Consider the following 20,047-nt stretch of genomic DNA (forward strand, 5'->3'; position numbering starts at 1 on the left):
GCGGGCGATGGTGGCGAGGCTGGAACGCCTCATCGCCGAAGCCAACCGAACCGTCGTCGAGCTGAAGGCCGCGATCGAATTCGCGGAGGTGGAATCGGCCGCGGTGTCCGAAGAAATGCGTTCGGATGCGGCATACTTGGAACGGCAGGTGGCAGGCGCATCTGCGGAGGTGTGGTCGGACGGCGCACCCGTGGGGGTGCAGTCGGGCGCGGCGTCTGTGGAGGCGCGTTCGGTCGGCGCATCCGGAGATGTGCGGTCGGATGTGGCCTTCGCGACGGTACAGTCGAATGTCGCGTCTGCTGCGGTGCACTCGGACGTTCCGCCTGTTGCGGTGCATTCGGATGTCGCATCTGCGGCAATGCAGCCGGAAACCGCATCAGGTCGACCGACGACAGACCAACCCACCGCGAGTCGACACCGCCCACTCGTGCGCGAGCCCGCACCAACTCCGTGGTCCCGCCGGACAGTGGACACCCCGTGGTCACAACGCACCGTCCGTCCGCGCCCGGCGAGATCGAACACACCCACCGAACCCTCCACATCTCCTGCACCGGAACCGATCCCAGTCGCAGCTCCACCGATAATCCAGCGAACGCCGTCTCGACAAGCCGGCGCGGCACACATGGGCCCCGAGCCCGCCGTATCGGCACCGACCGGTTCACTGCGCGAGACCGCGAAACCGGAGGCGATTCGACTGTCGGCGGATGTCCGAGCGCCGAAGGTAGTTCCGCCACCGGTGAATGTCCGGCCGCCAGATCCTGTGCCGCCGTCGGTAAATGTCGCGGAGCCCGTCGCGGTGGCCGGGCCGGTGGATGTCGGGGCACGCCCAACTCCATCTCTGCCAGTCGATGTTCGAGAACCTGAGACGGCACGACCGCAGCCTGTGGATGTCGGCGAGCCGGACGGCGCGCACATGCTGAATGCTGCCGTGCCCGCGGCCGTCGCGCTACCGGCAGACGTTCGGGAGCCGGAGGCAGGGCCGCGGCCGACTGATGTTGCGGAACCCGAGACGGTACGCCCGCCGGTGGATGTCGGGGCGCCGGACCAGGTGCCGTTGTCGGCTGATGTCGCGGAGGCACTACCGGAGGATGTTCGCGAACCCGAGGCTCTGTCGCTTCGGGTGGATGTTTCGGAACGCGAGTCGATACCCGCGCCGTTGGCGGATGTCGAGGCGCGTGCAGCTCTGTCGTTGCCGCCGGATCCCGCGCTGCCCGCGTCCGCGGCGTCACCGGGAGATATTCGGGAACCGGAAGCTGTGTTGGTACCGAGTGGTCCGCTCGGCGAGAACGCGAGCCCGGAGGCGGTTCGACCATCGACGGATGTTCAAGCGCCGGAGGCAGTTTCGCCGACGGAGGATGTTCGGCCGCCAAATCCCCCACCGTTGTCCGTGGATATCGCGGAACTCGTGCCGATGAATGTCGGAGAACGCCCGGCTCCACCTCTACCGGTCGACGTTTCGGATCCCGAGTCGGTGCGCCCGCCGATGGAAATTGCGGCCCCTGCGGCTGTGCCGTTCCTGGCGGACGCTGCTGAGCCCACCGCGGTCGCGCTACCGGCAGATATTCGTGATTCCGAGTCGGTGCTGTTGCCTGCTGATGTCGCGGAGCCAGTGGCGAAAGCGCTACCGGCAGACGATCGCGAATTGCGTGCAGTGCCGCTACCCGTCGATGTTGCGGCGCCTGTGGCGGACGCACTATCTGAGGACGTTCGCAACCCCGAAACTCTTTCGCTTTTGGTGGATGTCAGTGGTTCGGACGAAGTTTTGCTACCAGCTGACGTTTCGACTACCGAGTCGGAACGTGCGCCGGTGGAGATCGAGGCGCCCGGGGCGTTGCCGGCAGATGTTCGGGAGCTGCCGCTACCGGCCTACATGTCGGAGCCCGAGATGGCACGCCCGCTGGTGGATGTTGGGGCGCCCGAGGTGGTGCCGTCGTCCGCTGCTGTTGCCGAGCCCGCGGGAGGGGCGCTATCGGCGGATGTTCAGGGGCCGGAGGCTGTGTCGGTACCAGCGGACGTTCAGGAGCCCGACTTGGCATCGCTGCCGGTCTACGCGCGACAACCCGAGTCGGTTCCGTTGCCGGTCTACGTGCGAGGGCCCGAGGTGGGGTGGCCGCCCGCGGCGGACGTGGAGCCGAAGACTGTACCGCTGCCGGTCTATGCTCAGGATTCCGAGACGGTACAACTTCCGATGTATCCCGACATCGAGATGCCGCGCTCCCATGGGGAATCCGACGATTCGGCGACACCGACGACCGCTGTCGAGTTGGCGGCGCAGCACGGTCTGGACATCGTCGGGTTCGATGGGCCGAATATCGACACCTATCTTGTCCGGGAGGTGACGGCAGCGGTGGACGATATGCTCACCAGGTATCCGATTGCCTTGCGCGGCATACGGATTACCGATCCTGACGATAACGCGCCCGATGTGCGTGGGGCGTCTCCGGCATTACCGCAATCGGATGCGTCGGCGATCTGGATGGTGCTCGATGGGGGTGCCTTGGCGACCTTGGTTCCGGCGGCCGGGAGTGCGCGGCCACGCAGGTGGTTGCGACGGCGGCGCAATGCCGATCGGCCGGTGTACGCCGCGGTCGTGCGTGAGTTCGGTTGTGCGCTCGATGTCGCGGGGGACTTTCGGGCCCGGCACGAGGCGCAGCGCCGACTGATTACCGAATCACTGCGTGGCAGTGCGGATCTCACGTACAACCCGCTGGATCCGAGCCTGGCCCTGCTCGATGCTTTCACCGATTTCGCGCTGCACGGGGATCGGGCGGGGAAGTTGGCGAAGGAGTTGCACGACATGCTGGTGAAGATGGCGCGAGCCGAGTCGACCGACCTGTCGGCCTGATCGGGGCCGAAGGGCGAGCCTCGACTTGGCCCGGTTCACAAGACGGGTGACGGTCGGCTTGTGTGTTGACAAAGTCTTTTATCGCTGACCTGCGGTAGCTACCGGCTTGTTCGTTACCGTCATCGCGTTCGATTGCCCGCGTTCGGGAGGATCAGCTGTGACGGAGATCGGGACACGACGATCCGGCGAGCGGGCGGGCGGTGACTTCGGCGCGTGGCTCGCCTTCGCCGGCTGCCTCATCGCGGTATTCATGCAGATGATCGACGTGACCATCGTCAATACCGCACTTCCGAATCTCACCGCAGACCTGCGGGCCTCGCAATCGGCGCAGGTGCTCGTTGTCTGCGGCTATTCGCTGGCCTTCGCGTGCACGCTGCTGACCGCGGCGCGCATCGGCGCCATCTTCGGCCGCCGCACCGTATTCCTGGTCTCGGTCACGGCATTCACCGCGGCCTCGGCGTGGTGCGGAATATCCACCAGTGCAGCCGAACTGGTAATCGCGAGAATCGCCCAGGGGGTCGCGGGTGCCGGGATGGCGGCGCAGACCATTGCCATCCTCATCGCGAGCTTCCCGCCGAATCGACATCAACAGGTCTTCGCGCTGTACGGTGCGACCGCCGGATTCGCCGGAATGCTCGGGCCGATCCTCGGCGGTGCGCTGGTCACCGCCGATATCGGCGGACTCGGTTGGCATTCGATATTCCTGATGAATCTGCCCATCGGCGTGCTCGCCTTCGTCCTCGGCTTCAAATATCTGCACCTCGGCAGGCCACTGGAACGCGATCGCCTCGACCTGGGCGGCGTGGCGTTGTCCACCGTGAGCCTGTTCGCCTTACTCGCCGCTCTCGCGGACATTCAGCAGAATGGTTGGCGACCATGGCCTTTCGGTGTAATCGCTGCGGCGTTCGCGCTGGGTGCGGTGTTCTTCGGCTACGAGCGCAGGCTGGTCCGGCGCGGCGGCACTCCGCTGGTGCGCCTGGATTTGTTCGCCGATCGCGGCTTCGCCATCGGTGCGGCGCTGGTGGCAAGTTTCTTCGGCCTGTTCACCGCATTCGTCTTCACCGTATCGATCACCCTGCAGGACGAATTGCAGTGGTCCGCACTGCGCACCGGTGTGGCGATGACACCATTCGCACTCGGTGCGGGCACCGGTGCCCTTGCCTCGATGTTGCCGGTAAAGCGTTGGGGGGTAAGGGCACTCGCGTTCGGAATTGCGATGTATGGATGCTGCGTGGCGATCGGCGCGGCATATCTGCGGCTCACCGCAGGCGAGGTGAATCTCGCGTTGGCGCTCGGCCCGGTCTTCATCGCCGGATTCGGGGTCGGCCTGTTCGGTGTGCAGGTGCAACCGCTGATGCTGGCGGGTTTGGCGCAGCGCCAAATGGCCGAAGCATCCGGGCAGGTGCCCACCATCGAGCAGATCGGCAATGCGGTCGGGCTTGCACTGCTCAGCGTCGTGTTCTTCCGCACGCACACCCTGGACGGCAGCATTGTCATGCTGGCGGCAATCGCGGTCCTCGCCATTGCCATGGCGGTGCCGACCCTGGCGTTGCCCGCACCGTCGCAGGAACCCACATAAGGTCAGGCAGAGCCGGTGGTGCCCAGTGGAGACGATTCGCCGGGCTCGGATCCGATGAGCAGCCGCTTGAGAATCTTTCCGGTTTCGCCGCGGGGGAGCGCATTGAGGAAGGTGACATCGCGCGGTACGGAGAAGCGGCTGAGCCGATTGCGAATGTAGGACCGGATCATATCCGAATCCAGTCCCGCGCCTTCGCGTTTCACCACGAAAGCCGCCAGACGCTGCCCGAACTCGGTATCCGGCACGCCGACCACGGCGACCTCACTGACCTGCGGCAGATGCGCGAGGGCCTCCTCGACCGGACGCGGGAACACATTCTCACCGCCCGAGATGATCATCTCGTCGTCGCGCCCGGCAATGAACATCCGGCCCGCGACATCGAGATAGCCGAGGTCACCGGTGTCGAGCATGCCGTCGGCCTCGGCGGGTGGCGCGGAATTGACATAGCCGTCGAACAGCATGTGGTTGCCGACGAAGATATGCCCGGTGACGCCGATCGGAACCGGGCGCTGATCCGGACCGAGCACCGCGACCCTGGTGCCGAGCGGCGGTCGGCCCGCAGTGGTCGGTGCGGTGCGCAGATCGTCGGGAGTCGCGATGGTGGCCCAGGACACCTCGGTGGAACCGTAGACGTTGTAGAGGATCTCGCCATAGGTGTCCATGAATCGCAGCACGGTCGCCCCGGCCAGCGGTGCGCCGCAGCTGATCACGGTGCGCAGACTGGATGTGTCGTAGCGAGCACGTACGGCGGTGGGCAGATCGAGGACGCGATTCACCATCGTCGGCACCACGATCATGCTCTCGACCTGGTGTTCGGCGACCAAGCGCAGACATTCCTCCGCGTCGAACCGCTCCGGCAGCACGACCGTTGCACGCAGCGCCGTGCTGAGCTGCAGCCCGGCCAGACCCCAGGTGTGGAACAGCGGGGCCGGGATCAGCATCGCCGCATCCATTGCGAGCGGAATCCGCGACAGCAGGGCGGCGATGGTGCCGAAACCCTTCGGATGGGGGCGGCGCGCACCCTTCGGTGTGCCGCTGGTTCCCGAGGTCAGCACGATCAGCCTGCCTGGCTGTGTCGGGATGCGAAATTCGGACTGCCCCATGGCGATCAGGTCGTCGATGGTGGAACGCCCGGGTACCGGCGGGCGACCGTCGGTATTGAACCGCGGCAGATCGGTATGCAGATAGCGGACCAGCTGTTCCAGCTCACCGTCGACGAATAGCGCCGAAAGCCGGTGGCGCTGCACGATTTCCTCGATGCGCCGCCCGGACAGCCCCGCATTCAACAGCGCCACGTCGACCCCGAGTTTCCCGGCGGCGACCATGGTTTCGACCATGCCCGCATGGTTGCGCGACAGCAATCCCACCGCGTCACCGGACGCGAGGCCCAGGGCCGCCATGGCTCCGGCCAGCGCATTCGTGCGCTCATGCATCTGAGCGAAGGTGCGGGTACCGGAGTCGTCGACGACAGCGATCCGATCCGGCGAATGCGCGGACCCCGCCGCGTACCCGCCCGCCAGATTGAAACCCCATTTCGACAGGGAGCGAACCTGTTTGATGCTGGTCGCGGGGTTGGTGGGCCGCGCGACACCGGTACTCATGATCTGCTTGGCCACACCCACCTGCCGCCGCAGCGGTGAATTCTCGGCATTGACCACCACCGAGGTGTGCGCGCCGCGGATGACGTCGACCGCGCGCCGCAATCCGCTGTCGACCCACGCCACCACTGCGGCATTGGACTGCTCCGGCAGCAGCGGATGCATCCGGCCCGGTGCGAACAGGGTGATGACGATCTTGGTGCGCTCCTCGTCGCCGCGCAGGCGAACCGAGGCGAAACTACCGGTGCCGAGGCATTCCAATTCGAAGCTCTCGTACCAGCGACACACCCGGAACCGCACCTGATGAGTGCGTATTCCGAACTCTGGGGTGCCTACCCGCACCTCCAGAATGCCGGTGTCGGTACGGGATTCCACGCGTTCGCAGCCGCCGATGCTGGCGAATAACCGTGGATAGGTCTGCGGTTCGAGCAGCAGATCCCAGAGCGCTTGCCGGGCGATCGCGAATTCCGCGCCCACATCGATGATGTCGGTAACCAACTCATGCACTTCTCGTCGGCCGGTTCGAACAGCTCGGGTCGGCAGGAAACCCCTATAGACGCAAGTATGCGAGGCCCTACCCGTGTTGCCCACCATTCACTGCGAAGTTGGGGCCGCGCCCAACCGTCAACCGGGACCGATGTGAATGACCCCAACAATCGACGGAATCCACCCGTCGGGCCTCGCGCACCCACCCTGGGATCGATCACAATGCACACGTGGCTCAATAATGTTGTGCCCCAATCAGATTGCCCACATGTTCAGGCGAACCTAAGCTGGGAACACATGGTGATCACCGGGCACCGTCGCCGACACCGTGTCTCGAATACCCGAAGGCGCGACACCGAGGCCGCAGTCGGTGGCGCCGGCGTAGTGGTGTTCGAGGGCAGGCCGCGCTCATCTGGTTCGGGTAAGCCGATCCCTCCCCGGATCTGTGTGGGCGCGTCCTGCCGAGGATTACGTTCCGAAGGCGAGGACCGCACTGGCCAGAGTCAGGCAGTACCAATAGGTATAGAGGAGGTAGGTGGTGTGGTCGGCACGGCGATCCCGCCGCCGAAGCACGCGGTAGGCGATGACGAAGGACAGCAGCGCTGCGGCCACGCCGACCAGTGCCGCGGGGGCCGGTGCGTCCCGATAGACGAGGAAATGCATGGCAACCGGATAGCTCACGAATGCCGCCGCGAAGAACCGGCGGCAGGCCGGCTCCCCGAAAACCACTACGGCGGTGCGTCTTCCGACCGCCACATCACCGTCGATATCGCGCAGATCTTGCAGGGATACCAGCACACTCAGGGGTATGGCGATCGCCGCGATCCAGGTCCAGGCCGCCGGCGTCAGGGGAGTCACGATTTGCCAGGCCGCCGCGAGTTGGGCGATCGTGCCCGCGACCATGGCGGCATTCTTACCCCACAGCGCGCGGGCGCCGCCGAAATGATTGTGGAAGGCCCACGCCACTATCCAGAGCACCGTCCATTCCAGGACCTGCAGCACCGCACCCAGCGCGAGGAAGGCGGCAGTGACCCAGACCAGCCGCCACTTGGCGCCCTGCGGGGTGACGAGCCCGACGACGAGCGGCCGGTTCGGCTTATTGTGGCGATCCTCCTCGATCCCGGTCAGCTGGTTGGACAGGTTGAACGTGTAGATGTAAAGCCAGAAATAGACCAGACATTCGGCCAACACCAGCGGTAGTGCAGCGACACCCGCATGGGTGCTCGCCCATGCGGCGACGGCGAAGGTCGTCGCGGGTACAACGGTTGCCGTCAGGTCGCCTGCGCTGAACGACCAGCAGATGTGGAACTCACGCAGTAAGCCGCTGGTCAGCACGCCGACCCTGCGGCGCGCGGCCGCTTCGGGGAGTGCGGCCATACCTACCTACCCCGACTCCGATGCGGAGGCATTGACGGCCACCGGATCTCGACGCCACACCCGCATACCGAGTTTCGTCGGTGCGGGCAGATGGGCGAGCGATACGGGTACGGGCCGAGTCGACAGCGGAGCGACGCGCCAGCGTGCCGCGATCGTCGCCAGTGCCAAACTGGCCTCGACCAGTCCGAACTGGTCACCTATGCACCTTCGCGCACCGGCGCCGAAGGATATGAACAGCGTTCGGTCCGGTTCCGCACCGATCCACCGATCGGGCACGAATTCGCCTGCCCGCTCATAGATTTCATCGCGCCGATGAATGACATGCGGACTCACCGCAATGGTCGTGCCCGCAGGGAGCGGGACGCCGTCGAGGGTGGTGTCGGCCGAAACCACCCTGGTGAGCAACCATCCGGCCGGATACAACCGCAGCGTTTCGGTCACCACCCGATTGACGACCGGTAGATTCGCCAGGTCCTGGTAGCGGGCGGTTTTATCGCTCAGTACGGTATCGACCTCTTGCTGCACCTGCCGTCGTAGCTCCGGATTTCGTCCGAGCAGATACAGCGCCCAGGTCAACGTGCTCGCGGTGGTTTCCGCACCCGCGAACAGAAAGGTGAATACCTGGTCGATCAGCTCCTCGTCGCTCATCGCGACCTGCGCGCCGGTGGAGTCCGGATCGCGGGCACGCATGAGGGAGGACAGCAGATCGCCGTGGTCTCGATTGTCGGTGCGCCGCTGGTCGATCAGTTCGGCGGCCACTGCCCGCAGCCGGTTCCGAGCCTGGTAATAGCGCCGGTTGGCCGGTGTGGGCAGTCGATTGACGGCCGGTGGCAGCACCATTCGCCGGAATATGCTCCCGGCAATGGTCGTGAAGTCGTCGGCGACCTGCTGAACCGAGGTCTCCGGAAACGACGAGGAGAACATTGTCCGAACCGCCACTCGGACAGTGAGTTTCGACATTTCCGCGCCGAGCTGGATTTGCTGTCCGTCCTGCCAGGAACCGATCACGTTTTCGATCGAGTCGACCATGGCCTCGGAGTATCCGGGGATACGTCCTGGTTGGAAGGCGGGTTGGCTCAGGCGGCGCTGTCGGCGGTGCCTGCTGTGCGGGCAGGTTCCGATGCCGTCACCCGCGACCTCGCGGGAGCGATCGTAGAGTGGTCCGCCGCGATCGAAGGTGCGGTCGTCGAGGAGCACCACTCGGGCCAACTCGGGATCGCAGACCACGACGACCGGCAACGGGCCCAATTGGACTCGGCTGAGGCGGCCGTGCGTGGGGAGTGACGATAGAAATCCGATCGGGTCGGTGAGAAAACGGATGCCGTGACCGAGAATCGGGACAGTGTTCGGAGCTAGCGGGATCGACTCGATCGGGTTCTTCATGCGGACCTGCTCGTCATCATCGCGGCGAGTAGTCGAAGATCCTCGGTGGCATCGTCGGCGGATACGCCGGCCAGGCAGTCCAACGCGGCGTCGAGCTCCCGCCGGGCTTCCCGTTCCGCCCACTCGCGTGCTCCGGTGAGTTCGATCAGGCAGGCGATCCGGTGCAGCGTTTCGGTATCTCGCCCGACGTCTCGATACAACTCGCGCAGCGCGTCCGCGGTGGGCCCGGTCGAATCCAATGCGCGCGCGATCGGCGGGGACTTCTTGCGGTTGGCGAGGTCGGGGTACAGCGGCTTACCGGTCACGCTCGGATTGCCCCAGATGCCGAGCATGTCATCGATCAATTGGAATGCGATGCCGAGATGGTGTCCGAATTCGGCCAGCGCTCTGGCTTGTTCCTGGTCGGCGCCACCGGCGATCGCGCCCATCTCGCAGGCGCAGGACAACAGCGCCGCGGTCTTCGACTCGATCATGGCGAGGGATTCGTCGAGCCCGCCGGTCTCGCGGTGCTCCAACTCGATATCTGCGGCCTGTCCGTTGCATAGGGCATCGAGGGCTTTCGACAGCAGCGTGATGCCGGGGCGGCCGACCATCTCGTTGATCGCCATGGCCAGTAGCGCATCTCCTGCGAGCTGGGCGCCGCGTTCGCCGAACACCGACCAGGCCGTTCGGCGGTTGCGCCGCTGCTCGTCGGCGTCGGTCAGGTCGTCGTGCAGTAGTGAAAAATCGTGCACGAGCTCGACCGCGACGGCCTCGGTGACGCCCTGCGGTGGCTCCGCGGCCGCCACGGCTTTCGCCGATGCCAGTACCAGCGCCGGACGGATCGACTTGCCGACCTGTTTGCTGGGCCGACCCGTGGCGTCCAGCCAGCCGGCGTGGTAACCGACGATCATTCGAATCGGTGGGGCAATGCGGTCCAGGGAGGAGCGGTATGCGGGCTCGACCAGACGCCTGGCCTCATCGAGCACCGTGGCCGCGGTTCGCGACCCGGATTCGTACCTGGTGATGCCCACTACCCGTCCTTCGATGCCCGCCTGCTCGTACTCAGTCGCACGTAGCATTGAGATGGTATCAACATTTGGATGGTATGCGCATCTGTAAACGAACAGAACGGTTGGTGGAGAACCGATGAGTCGTCAGAGCAGAGCCGCATTGCAGCAACGCAATCGCGACCGGGTCCTAGCGGCGGCCAAGGCGGAATTCGCCGAACGCGGTTTTCGGGGCGCGACGGTGGATGACATCGCCGAGCGCGCGGAGCTCACTCGCGGCGCGGTGTACTCCAACTTCGCTGGTAAGCGGGCGTTGTACCTGGCGGTGTTGGCCGCGGAGGCCGAGGGGGCGCCGGAACTGCTGGATGGTCGCCCGGCGCGGACCCCGGTGGCGGCCATCGGCCGATTCGCCCGGACCTGGGTCGAACGGCTCCCCGGTTCGGCAAACTGTCCGGTGGCCGGGGTCTCGCAGCTGCACTCACCGATGCTGGCGCACGACCTCATTCCCGAACTCGTCGTCGACGAATGTCTGCGCGGCTCGTTCGTGCAGCTGATCAAACTCGATGCCATCCTTCTGGGCTTGGCGCTGGCGGGCCTCGACGGCGGTGGCGGGTCCGTACTGCCCGGCCGTTGGCTCGGCATCGCCGAATCGGTGATCACCCTGCTCTACGGTGCGACCCAATTGTCTTTCGTCGCACCGGAATTCGTGGACCGGGCGAAAGTGATCGCCGCATGCGAGCAGATGGTGCACCACCGGATCGACGACACCACGCGGGCTACGGCGGATACCGTCACGGTCGCGGGCGTCGACGAACCGTGGAAGCCACCACCATGCCGCGACCTCGTCCATACGGTGGCCGCGGATCTTTCGGGCGCGAACGTAGTTGCCGTACTCGGGATGAACAAGCTCGGCGCCGTCGCGGATATCCTGCGTGACCAGCCCAGCGGAGGTCGCACCACGATCGCGATGGCCACCGCCGACGGGACGGAGGTGGCACAGCTGGCTCGCCTCGCGGTCAGCGATATCAGCCGGTCGCTGCGCGCCGCATTTCCGTGCCCCGCGGTTCCCGGCATGCAGGTGGTTCTCGACGAATCCGGCAAACTCGCACGGGCGTGCGGGGTGGATATCGTCGATGACGACACCGAGAGTGCTGTCTTCGTCGACGGCGAACGGGTGCTGGCGCGGGTGACGGGCGCGGGTGCCTGTCAGGCGCTGGCGAAAACGTTCGGCACCCTCGAAGACTTACGCTCGGTCCGAAGCCGATGAACTGGCGTATTCGGTTGCGGCGGCCTTGCCTGCGCCCCGCCCCTCGGCCCGCGTCGTGATGCGGCCGTTCTCGACGAGGACCGCGAACTCGGAATTGTCGTCGACCCGGTCGAATCCACATGCGGCCGCGAGTGTCCCGGCATCATCGACGACCACCTGCAGCCGCGGTAGCGCCGCCGCCGGAAACGCATGACGCAATGACCGGCAGATATCCGCGATCGCCAGCCGCGCCAACGGTGCGAGTTCCGCGGGACGATCGCTCACCAGCGCCAGCGTGATATCGGTGTGCTCGGGCCAGATCGACAGCGCCGCTTCGACGGTGGCGATCCGGTGCATGCCGACGACGGCGATCAGGCTGTCGCCGTCGAGCTGGGCCGAGTCCGCGCGTACACGATCGATGCAGCTCGGCGGTTCCCAAGGCTCGTCGACCCGAGTGACGCGCGCGTCGGTCGGGAACGCCGGGCTCGGCGTCTTCACGCCGCCGAGTAGTGCGACCTGTTCGCACAGCGCGATGGCCCGTGCCGGATCGGTGAATTCGGGCGCGACGTAGGACAGCTGGGTGGTCCCGTACAGGATCGTCAGCACGGATTCGGCACTGGCGATGAAACTTTCCAGCGGCGCGGACGTCGGTTGGCTGATGGCCCGCAGCGATACGGCGAGCAGCAGTGCGTCGAGCGCGAGCAGCTGTGCGAACGGCCGCCGGATCTGTTCGCTCATCAGGACTTCGGGTACGAAATCGACGCTGAGTGCGGGGGAGGTGAACTGCTCGTCTTCGCCGTACTCGTACTGGCTCGACTGCGGAAGTTGCTCGAGCCAGGTGCTGGCGAACGCGCCGAGCGCGGCGGCTGGTGTATCGGCCTTCGTGCCGCCGGCGGGCGCGGGAGCCTGTTCGGCTTCGTGTGCCAGCACCGCGAGATATAGCGCCCGCTTGCCCGGAAAGTTGGAGTAGACCGCGCCCCGCGTCATATCGGCGCGATCGGCGATGCCGTCCACCGTCGCGCCGCGGAATCCACGCTGCGCGAACTCGGACTTGGCCGCGGCCAACACCTTTCTGCGGGTGGCGTCCTGCTGCTGTGCCCTCGTCAGACGAACCATCGGTCCCTTCGCTGTTCCCTTGCTTCCTGCGGCACCGCGCAGCGTACCGGTTCGATACTCGCGCGCGGCGCTACGAATGGCCGAGATGTAGCTGGTGGCGCGGCGATCGTGCCCTGTTCGGCGTTGTCATGCACATTCGGATGCGTCTATCATCCAAATGGTAACAACATCTCGACTGCCGATGTCCTCGCGCGTCAGTTGCCGCCGTCTGACCGCGGAGGGGATGGTCAGACGGCACCGGGCACAGGGTGCCCGCCGAGCGGATTCCGGCTCGCGTTGTGAGCTGTCCAGAGCCGCGTTGTGCGAGCGCTTATCGCGCCGACCGGTCCCGATCGTCACCGCAGGATCCAGTGTGGTGCGAAGCGAGAGTCCGGAACTGTTGCGGGGCAAGGAAGCGGTCGACGGCCAGGTAGACCGTGGTCGACTCACCGTGCTCGATCGCGCCGAAAGTGAAGCAATCCCATTGGAACGGACCGGGGGTCGTCTTCTGCACATGTCCGCGGATGGCTTCGGCGTCGTCGAGGCGGCCGTAGTCGATCGGCACGAAGTCGACCACATCCGGTGCGACCAGGCGCCGCCGCACCGTTCCATCGGAATCGATGGCGAACCAGGTCCGAAAGGTGTCGTGGCGCAGGAGGAATGGATTGATGACGCGCGTCATTGCATCCTGGTCGAGATCACCCATCGGTATCTCGGCGGTGACCAGACATAATCCGGAGTAGCGGAAGTCGGCGGCAGTGTGCCGATCGGCCAGCGCAGATACTGCTCCTGCTGGTGCGACGGCGGCGCGAGATGGACAGGCGCCTGCGCGGCTCGCGCCACCGATTCCGGTGCGGCAACCCAGGTGACCAGCCGACCAGGGGGCGGGTTCCACTCATCGATGAGACCGAAATCGACCACAGCGATACCTCGATTCGATAAGGGTGGTCAGTGCTGCGGTACGGCCGTTGTTGCCACGGTGCTCGATTCGTTCGCGGCCCCCGAACCGTGTGCGGCCCCATCGGTCGTCGGCGGATCCGGAATCGGTTGTGGCTGACCGGGTTCGGCAGCGAGAATCAAGTCGGCCACCTTCGGACCGGCCTGTTCCAGGCTGAACGATCGTCCCATCTGCAGTGACATCAGATCGATGCCGAGGGCTTTGGTGACGCGGGCGCCCAGTTCCACGGGCTGCCGCTGATGCTCACGTTCGTCTTCATCGCCACCTCCGCACTGCTGTTCCTCACCTTCGGCTCAATCGTGTTGCCACTCGAGACCGCTGTGCTGAACCTGCTCGGCCTCGGTGCCACCATCGGCGTGCTGACCTGGATCTTCGTCGACGGGCACGGGGCCGGACTGCTGGGTTTTCACGCCGCAGCCGATCATGTCGCTGGTGCTGATGCTGATCGTGTCGGTGATCTACGGCCTGTCCACCGATTACGAGGTTTTCCTGCTCGCCCGCATCGTCGAGGCGCGCAGGGCGGGCGCGTCCACGACCGAGGCGGTCCGCACCGGAGTCGCGCGCACCGGCCGGATCATTTCCGCCGCCGCACTGATCTTGATCGTGGTGACCGGTGTCTTCGCCCTGTCCGATCTGCTGATGATGCAGTACATCGCCCTCGGCATGGTCACCGCGCTGTTCATCGATGCCACCGTGCTGCGAATGCTGCTGGTCCCTGCGACCATGAAGCTGCTCGGTGACGCGTGCTGGTGGGCTCCGGCCTGGCTGCGGCGCATCCAGCGAAAAGTCATTGTCCGCGAACCGATTACCGACGGCACGGACGCGATGCCGACACCCGACCGACGAGCGGAATCGGACCCGTCGTCGGTTTGATGCTGCTCAGCTCGCCAGATCGTCGAGATGGCGCTTGCGGCCGGATTCGGCGGCCCGCACCGCGGCGGCGATCGCGACCACGGGCGGTACCCAACGGGCCTCACTCGGGGAAATGCCCCAGCAGGCCGAACCGGCCGACAGGCGGGTCGGTGGAAGCGGGATGCTCGCACCGTCGGTGTGCACGATCGCGCCGAGACCGCGCAGTGCGCCGATCGCCATGGCCGCCTTGGCCGCGCCGACGACGAGGTGGATCTCGCGGCGCTGCGGGCCTGGGATTTCGATCACCGGACCGGACAGGTTGTTGGCCCGAAGGTACCGGCGCACGGTGGCGGCCAGTGCCCCGGTGAGTTCGATGGCCGAAATCCGCGCATCGGTGATCAGGCAGACACCATTGGTCGTTTCCGCGACCGTCCAACCACGTCGGCGGCAGTCCTGCACCGTATCCGATGTGGCCTCGGTGACGGAACTCGGAAACGTCGTCGGCACTATCTTCTCCGTTCTCGGCTCAAATCTGCGACCATCAGCGTCACATCCGTACCTGGGCATCAAATCTGTCCGGGCTTAGAGTTTCCCAACAGATTTCTTACGGCCCTGATTGTGCGGCGTTCCCAGTGCCGGTGACATCAGCTCGAGGTCGCGTACGCTGTCCTCCTTTGGTCGGACCCGCACACCGAGTCGGTGGTGCGGCGGGTCAGCTCTCGGCTGCGTGGGCGAACAGCGCTGCGAGATTGGTCCCTTCCTCCCGGACGTGCCTACGCATATCGGCGATCGGCAGCAGGACCCGCAGCAGTACATCGAATATGGCCCCGACTATGGGGAGGGCGAAGCCCAGGGTGGCCGTCTCGTCGAGTCGGCACCGGTGCTCGTCGAGCGGCGTGAGATGGAACGAACCGCGGGCATTGACCAGGGCGCTGGGAAATCCGATGCGATAGGCGAAGTATCGGCCGGGATCGGCCGCCGTGACGAATGCCCGACTGCTGATCTCGACCCGGCCGACCCACTCGTGCGCGTACCAGATCGCACCCGGTGTCAACGGGGGTCCCTGCAGCGTGCGCCATTCGACGTGTTCGGGATGCCAGTCGCGATAGCGGTCGTCGAGTTCGGTGAAGAACTGCCACACCCGATCCGTCGATGCCGGGATTATCGTGCTCTGCGCGATGGTGATCATCGACCGCCACCGGAAGGTGTTGTGCGGGGCAGGAATCCGGCGCGCTGGCCGGAACGGACACCGCGCCGGGTGACGTAACCCGCGGACAGGTTGTACATCGAGCGCGACGGCGGGAGATGGTAGCCGTGCTGGGTATGCGGGCTGTAGACGGCGCGATCCGCCGTGACATCGAGCCAGCCGGTATGGCTCTGCTGGCGCTGTCCGACCACATAGCGGCTGAACGAATGCGCGAGCATGCCCGCCCGCCGTCCGCCGCCGGGAAGTATTTGCGCACAGTCCAGTTCGAGACCGTCGGGATCGGATCCGGTGACCTGCACCGGCAACACCATCGGGAATCCGTCGCTGCCGACATAGCCGAGCAGCACGTTCGGGTATCGCCGGGCATGGGCGGCCGCCACGCGCTGGTCGACCCGAGGACGAGTGCCACCCGTGGGCGGGTGCTGGCACAGTGGCGGTGCGGGCAGCGGAACACCGAGTACCGTCGGCGCCTCGGTGCATCGCAGATCGGACCAAATAAGCACGCGTGCAACGCATATGGTGATATTGACCCGCCAGTGATAAGCACGCATCCAGCGCTCCCAGAGCGGTCCGACCCCGCGCGACTGACCGCCGAAGCGCTCCCAGCGGTCACCGAGTTCGTCGTACCACTGGTGCGGCCGGTCCAGCGGTCCGATCGTCGCATCGCCCTGCATGAGGACGAACTCCGGCCGCGCCGTCGCGGCGTGCGCGCGGGTGTGGAAGGCGACCGTGACGCTCGGATTCTGTTGGATGCGTTGCAGTTTGCGCCACATGCCGACCGAGCTGTTCACCGTCACGGTGCCGCGGGCGCGGTCGTTGGCGGCGAAATTGGTCAGCGGGGCGATCACCACACCGCGTGCCGGGGTGGTGGTGGCGAGCGCGACGGCCTGGTCGGCGTCGAGGATGGTCTGCACGCTATCCGGCCATTCGATGACCGGTAGCGGGTGCTGATCGGCGGATCTGATGAAGGGGAGGATTCGACCCTGGCGACTGTTCATGCCTGCTCCAAAAATGAGTGGCGTGTCATTAGATGGCTGATCATACATCTCGCTGTGGGGTCCGTCACTCCGTCGGTCCGGTATTTTTCGGGGCGAGGTGGGGCGCTGGCCGGTGTCATACGCTCATCGGGTGAATCCGTTGTTCGAACTTGCGCTGGCAATGAAGGCTGCGCACCGAGCTCTCGAACGCCTCATGAACGATGCGCTCGAGCCGTTGGGCGTCACCGATGTGCAGGCGGACGCGCTGGTGGTCATCGGCCAGGCGGGACCGCTGTCGCTGAAGGATCTCGGCGATCTGCTCATCGCGGAGGCCGGACATCCGAGCCGGCTGGTCGACCGGCTCGTCGAGGCGGGACTGGTTGCGCGCGAGCCGCTCCCGGAGGATCGCCGACATGTGGTGTTGACCCTGACATCGCGCGGCCGGGAGCGGGTGGTCGAGATCGAGCGGATTCGCACGACCGTCCTGGACTTCGCCCGGGGCTTGCTGGGCGATCGTGATATCGCGGGCGCACAGGAATTGATCGAGAGTTTTCTGATGCATACTCCCTATCGGGAGTTCCTGGACCGCCGTCGCCGGCTCAGCGCGACCGCGCCCGCCGAGGATGGAACGGAGCCCTCCCGCTAGCGCGCGTTCTGACGGTCGCGCTGCGCTCTAGGGGAATAGTGCGATATTGCCCGTCGATCTTCGATCAAATTCGCATACGATGTGTGCTGGGCCACGGCACGAAGCAGTGCCAGGCCCGGCTCCATGTCCAGATCCCCGAGCAGCCGGCGTGTGGCATCGAGAAATCGTTGGCGCACTTCAGTGATCGAGCGCGCCAATTCGGTACCGCGCTCGGTCAACGACAATTGGATGACACGGCGATCGTCTTCGGCGACGCCCCGGACGACCAGCCCTGATTCGACAAGTCGATCGACCAGGCGGCTCGGATGACCGCCCTCGGCAATGAGCAATCCCCCCAGCTTCTTCAGTGAGACCGGTTGCGCCTCGCCGATGACCACCAGGGCATCGGCTTGCGCATTGGTCAATCCGAAGCGCTGCATGGTCTGGTTCCCCCCACGCTCCAGCTCACGCCCAATTGCCTTGGTGAGTAAGCCGAACTCGAACAGTGGGTCCACATAACTGAGCCTACAGCGACGGTTGCGGCGGACGGCGCGGAGTCTTAAGATTCATACGCACAGCATAGATTCGCACAGCATGTAATTCGCCGAGTCGCCACCGCGAGTCGACGATCGTGTCGCGTGGATTGCTGGGGTATCACTGGGCCGGCGCACGGCGTCGGTCGACGGGGGCTATTGGGACGGCACCAACGGATGCTGTCGTGACCCGATCGCCAGAATCACTTTTTGCGCATGGGGTGAGATTCTGTGCAAACCAGGGCCGCTACATTCCTATCTCTGCTGGAACACCGGGGGGAACGACAGGGTTCGTCGATCGCCTATCGATTCCTGGCCGACGGATCGGACGAGGGCGAGAGCCTCACGTTCGCCGAATTGGATTGCTACGGAAGGGCAATCGGTGCGCATATCCAGGAGTCGGCCGAGCGGGGTGATCGGGCGCTGATCCTGGCACCCGACGGATACGACTTCTGCCGAGCCTTTGTGGCCTGCCAATATGCGAATGTTATTGCGGTACCGGCATATCCGCCATTTCCGGCCGGTTCCGGGCAGCGCGTGCAGACCCTGCGGTCGATCGCGCGCAACTGCCGCCCCAGGGTGGTGCTCGCCGCCGGTGCAGCGGCGGATCGGGATGCGGTTGTCGCGGTGGTGCCCGAACTCGCGACGGCGCGCTGGCTGGTGGTCGATCGGGTGGTGCCCGGCGACGCAACCCGCTTTGTGCCGACAACCGTTGTGCCGGAGGATATTTCGTTTCTGCAGTACACGTCCGGGTCGACTTCGGAACCCAAGGGGGTGGTGATCACCCATGATGCGCTGATGCACAACGAGCGCCTGATCGCATCGGGTGCGGATCTGTCCGAGGCCGATATCGGAGTGTCCTGGCTGCCGCTGTACCACGATATGGGGTTGATCGGGAACCTGCTCGGCGTCGTGTACACCGCGACACCGGGAGTCTTCATGTCGCCGATGGCCTTTCTGCACCGGCCCGCCCGCTGGCTGCAGGCGATCACCAAGTACCGGGCGACCATATCGGGTGCGCCCAACTTCGCCTACGACCTGTGTGTACGCCGGATCTCCGAACAGGAGCGAGCCGAACTCGATCTGAGCAGTTGGAAATTGGCATTCAGCGGGGCCGAACCGGTACGCGCGGAAACGCTCGACGCATTCGCGCGGGCCTTCGGCCCCTACGGTTTCGATCCGCGCGCGTGGTACCCCTGCTACGGATTGGCCGAGAGCACCGTCATGGTCAGCGGTGCGGGCGGTCCATCGCTCGGCGCTGTTCGCCGTCGCGTGGCGAAAGACGCACTGGCACAGGGACGTTTCGAAGAGACGGCGGATGCTGATTACACCGAGATGGTCGGCTGCGGCACCGCGCGACTGCATCGCAGCATTGTCATCGCCGACCCGGTGACATTGCGGCGCTGTGCGGACGGCGAAGTCGGCGAGATCTGGGCGGCCGGGCCGGATATCGGCCGCGGCTATTGGGGGCGCCCGGAGGAAAGCGAGCACGTCTTCGGTGCGCATCTCGCCGATACCGGGGAGGGTCCCTTCCTACGCACCGGGGATCTCGGTGTCCTGCGCGCGGGCGAACTGTTCGTGACCGGGCGCCTGAAGGATCTCATCATCATCGCCGGCCGCAATCACTATCCGCAGGATATCGAGGCGACCGTGGAGGCGATCCATCCGAATGTCCGCAGCAGCATCGTCTTCACCTTCGGTGCCGACGGCGCGGAGAAGCTCGCGGTGGTGGCCGAAACCACCACCCGCAAACCGGAGGAACAGGTCCGCATCGAGCGACTGATCCGCAGTGCGGTCAGCGCGAATCACGGTCTGCGGGCGCATCGGATCGTGCTCGTGAAGCCGAATTCGGTGCCGCGCACATCCAGCGGCAAGCCCCGGCGCAGTGCCTGCCGAACCGCATTCCAGCGCGGCGAACTGGTCCGGTTGAACAACCCAGTAGCGGTGCTCGCGACTGAGCGAGGAGGTCACGATGTCGATTCAGCCCTATCCTGACGTTGCGGTACCGGATCCGGCACGGTACGGACGCGAGCGAGCCCACGATCTGATCATGGAGTGGATCGCCGCCGCGGTCGCCGAATATATCGATGACGATCCGACGGCCGTCGAATGTGACGCACCCTTTGTCGAATTGGGCCTTACCTCGGTGCAGGCGGTCGAGATATCGGACCGGCTCTCGCGCTGGGTCGGACTGGAGCTGCCGCCGACGCTGGCCTACGACTATCCGTCGATCGATGCGATTGCGGGATATATCGTCGACGAGCTCGGGCGTCCGGGCGCGCCGGCGGCGGGCTGAG

18 protein-coding genes and 1 pseudogene are annotated in these 20,047 nt (G+C 65.6%); 7 read left to right on the forward strand and 12 right to left on the reverse strand.

Annotated features, from left to right (window positions below):
• Nucleotides 1-913: 913 nt before the first annotated feature.
• Nucleotides 914-2,845, forward strand: a complete 1,932-nt coding sequence (locus tag ACIBW7_RS33215) for a hypothetical protein (protein ID WP_397053298.1) — start codon at nt 914-916, stop codon at nt 2,843-2,845.
• Between the two features lie 157 nt (nt 2,846-3,002).
• Entirely contained in the window at nt 3,003-4,424 is a 1,422-nt protein-coding gene (locus tag ACIBW7_RS33220) for an MFS transporter (protein ID WP_397053300.1), read from the forward strand.
• Nucleotides 4,425-4,426: 2 nt separating this feature from the next.
• Here the strand turns inward: ACIBW7_RS33220 and ACIBW7_RS33225 are convergent, their stop codons facing one another.
• The 4 genes from ACIBW7_RS33225 to ACIBW7_RS33240 form a co-directional block, all read right to left on the reverse strand.
• On the reverse strand, nt 4,427-6,520 hold the full coding sequence (locus tag ACIBW7_RS33225; protein ID WP_397053582.1) for an AMP-binding protein: 2,094 nt from the start codon (nt 6,518-6,520) through the stop codon (nt 4,427-4,429).
• A 456-nt stretch (nt 6,521-6,976) separates the two neighbouring features.
• Entirely contained in the window at nt 6,977-7,885 is a 909-nt protein-coding gene (locus ACIBW7_RS33230; RefSeq protein ID WP_397053302.1) for a UbiA family prenyltransferase, read from the reverse strand.
• Between the two features lie 6 nt (nt 7,886-7,891).
• A complete protein-coding gene (locus ACIBW7_RS33235; protein WP_397053304.1) occupies nt 7,892-9,268 on the reverse strand; it encodes a cytochrome P450 in 1,377 nt (458 codons plus the stop codon).
• Nucleotides 9,265-10,329 carry a polyprenyl synthetase family protein gene (locus ACIBW7_RS33240; protein ID WP_397053306.1) on the reverse strand — a complete coding sequence of 355 codons (1,065 nt, stop codon included), beginning with the start codon at nt 10,327-10,329 and terminating at the stop codon, nt 9,265-9,267. The genes ACIBW7_RS33235 and ACIBW7_RS33240 overlap by 4 nt, the downstream gene beginning before the upstream one ends.
• A 67-nt stretch (nt 10,330-10,396) precedes the next feature.
• On the opposite strand from ACIBW7_RS33240, the gene ACIBW7_RS33245 reads away from it, so the two are divergent.
• Entirely contained in the window at nt 10,397-11,524 is a 1,128-nt protein-coding gene (locus ACIBW7_RS33245) for a TetR/AcrR family transcriptional regulator (RefSeq protein WP_397053308.1), read from the forward strand.
• Here ACIBW7_RS33245 and ACIBW7_RS33250 read toward each other — a convergent pair.
• The 4 genes from ACIBW7_RS33250 to ACIBW7_RS33265 all read right to left on the reverse strand — a co-directional run bounded on the left by ACIBW7_RS33250 (nt 11,501) and on the right by ACIBW7_RS33265 (nt 13,783).
• The gene (locus ACIBW7_RS33250) at nt 11,501-12,619 is read right to left on the reverse strand and encodes a TetR/AcrR family transcriptional regulator (protein ID WP_397053309.1); all 1,119 of its coding nucleotides are present in this window, start codon (nt 12,617-12,619) and stop codon (nt 11,501-11,503) included. The two genes, ACIBW7_RS33245 and ACIBW7_RS33250, sit on opposite strands and share 24 nt — an antisense overlap.
• A gap of 310 nt (nt 12,620-12,929) precedes the next feature.
• Nucleotides 12,930-13,280, reverse strand: coding sequence for a hypothetical protein (locus ACIBW7_RS33255; protein ID WP_397053311.1), 351 nt, complete (start codon nt 13,278-13,280; stop codon nt 12,930-12,932).
• Entirely contained in the window at nt 13,277-13,519 is a 243-nt protein-coding gene (locus tag ACIBW7_RS33260) for a hypothetical protein (protein WP_397053313.1), read from the reverse strand. Before ACIBW7_RS33260 ends, ACIBW7_RS33255 begins: the two co-directional genes overlap by 4 nt.
• Nucleotides 13,520-13,546: 27 nt before the next feature.
• Nucleotides 13,547-13,783 carry a hypothetical protein gene (locus ACIBW7_RS33265; RefSeq protein WP_397053315.1) on the reverse strand — a complete coding sequence of 79 codons (237 nt, stop codon included), beginning with the start codon at nt 13,781-13,783 and terminating at the stop codon, nt 13,547-13,549.
• Between the two features lie 3 nt (nt 13,784-13,786).
• Between ACIBW7_RS33265 and ACIBW7_RS33270 the strand changes: the two are divergent.
• A pseudogene (locus tag ACIBW7_RS33270) lies at nt 13,787-14,429 on the forward strand (MMPL family transporter); the annotation flags it as partial.
• Nucleotides 14,430-14,435: 6 nt separating this feature from the next.
• On the opposite strand, the gene ACIBW7_RS33275 reads toward ACIBW7_RS33270, so the two are convergent.
• The 3 genes from ACIBW7_RS33275 to ACIBW7_RS33285 all read right to left on the reverse strand — a co-directional run bounded on the left by ACIBW7_RS33275 (nt 14,436) and on the right by ACIBW7_RS33285 (nt 16,613).
• Nucleotides 14,436-14,915 carry a hypothetical protein gene (locus ACIBW7_RS33275; protein ID WP_397053317.1) on the reverse strand — a complete coding sequence of 160 codons (480 nt, stop codon included), beginning with the start codon at nt 14,913-14,915 and terminating at the stop codon, nt 14,436-14,438.
• Nucleotides 14,916-15,120: 205 nt separating this feature from the next.
• Nucleotides 15,121-15,597 carry an SRPBCC family protein gene (locus ACIBW7_RS33280; protein ID WP_397053319.1) on the reverse strand — a complete coding sequence of 159 codons (477 nt, stop codon included), beginning with the start codon at nt 15,595-15,597 and terminating at the stop codon, nt 15,121-15,123.
• Nucleotides 15,594-16,613, reverse strand: coding sequence for a hypothetical protein (locus ACIBW7_RS33285; RefSeq protein ID WP_397053321.1), 1,020 nt, complete (start codon nt 16,611-16,613; stop codon nt 15,594-15,596). Before ACIBW7_RS33285 ends, ACIBW7_RS33280 begins: the two co-directional genes overlap by 4 nt.
• Before the next feature lie 130 nt (nt 16,614-16,743).
• Between ACIBW7_RS33285 and ACIBW7_RS33290 the strand changes: the two genes are divergently transcribed.
• A complete protein-coding gene (locus ACIBW7_RS33290) occupies nt 16,744-17,238 on the forward strand; it encodes a MarR family winged helix-turn-helix transcriptional regulator (protein ID WP_397053323.1) in 495 nt (164 codons plus the stop codon).
• Here the strand turns inward: ACIBW7_RS33290 and ACIBW7_RS33295 are convergent.
• A complete protein-coding gene (locus ACIBW7_RS33295; protein ID WP_397053325.1) occupies nt 17,235-17,732 on the reverse strand; it encodes a MarR family winged helix-turn-helix transcriptional regulator in 498 nt (165 codons plus the stop codon). The genes ACIBW7_RS33290 and ACIBW7_RS33295 overlap by 4 nt on opposite strands.
• Nucleotides 17,733-17,981: 249 nt before the next feature.
• Between ACIBW7_RS33295 and ACIBW7_RS33300 the strand changes: the two genes are divergently transcribed.
• Together ACIBW7_RS33300 and ACIBW7_RS33305 are read left to right on the forward strand one after the other, a co-directional pair.
• Nucleotides 17,982-19,745, forward strand: a complete 1,764-nt coding sequence (locus ACIBW7_RS33300) for a fatty acyl-AMP ligase (RefSeq protein ID WP_397053327.1) — start codon at nt 17,982-17,984, stop codon at nt 19,743-19,745.
• Entirely contained in the window at nt 19,723-20,046 is a 324-nt protein-coding gene (locus tag ACIBW7_RS33305) for an acyl carrier protein (RefSeq protein WP_397053329.1), read from the forward strand. Before ACIBW7_RS33300 ends, ACIBW7_RS33305 begins: the two co-directional genes overlap by 23 nt.
• The last annotated feature ends 1 nt before the right edge of the window (nt 20,047 follow it).

This window comes from Nocardia sp. NPDC049526 (genome assembly GCF_044465765.1).
GTDB lineage: Bacteria > Actinomycetota > Actinomycetes > Mycobacteriales > Mycobacteriaceae > Nocardia.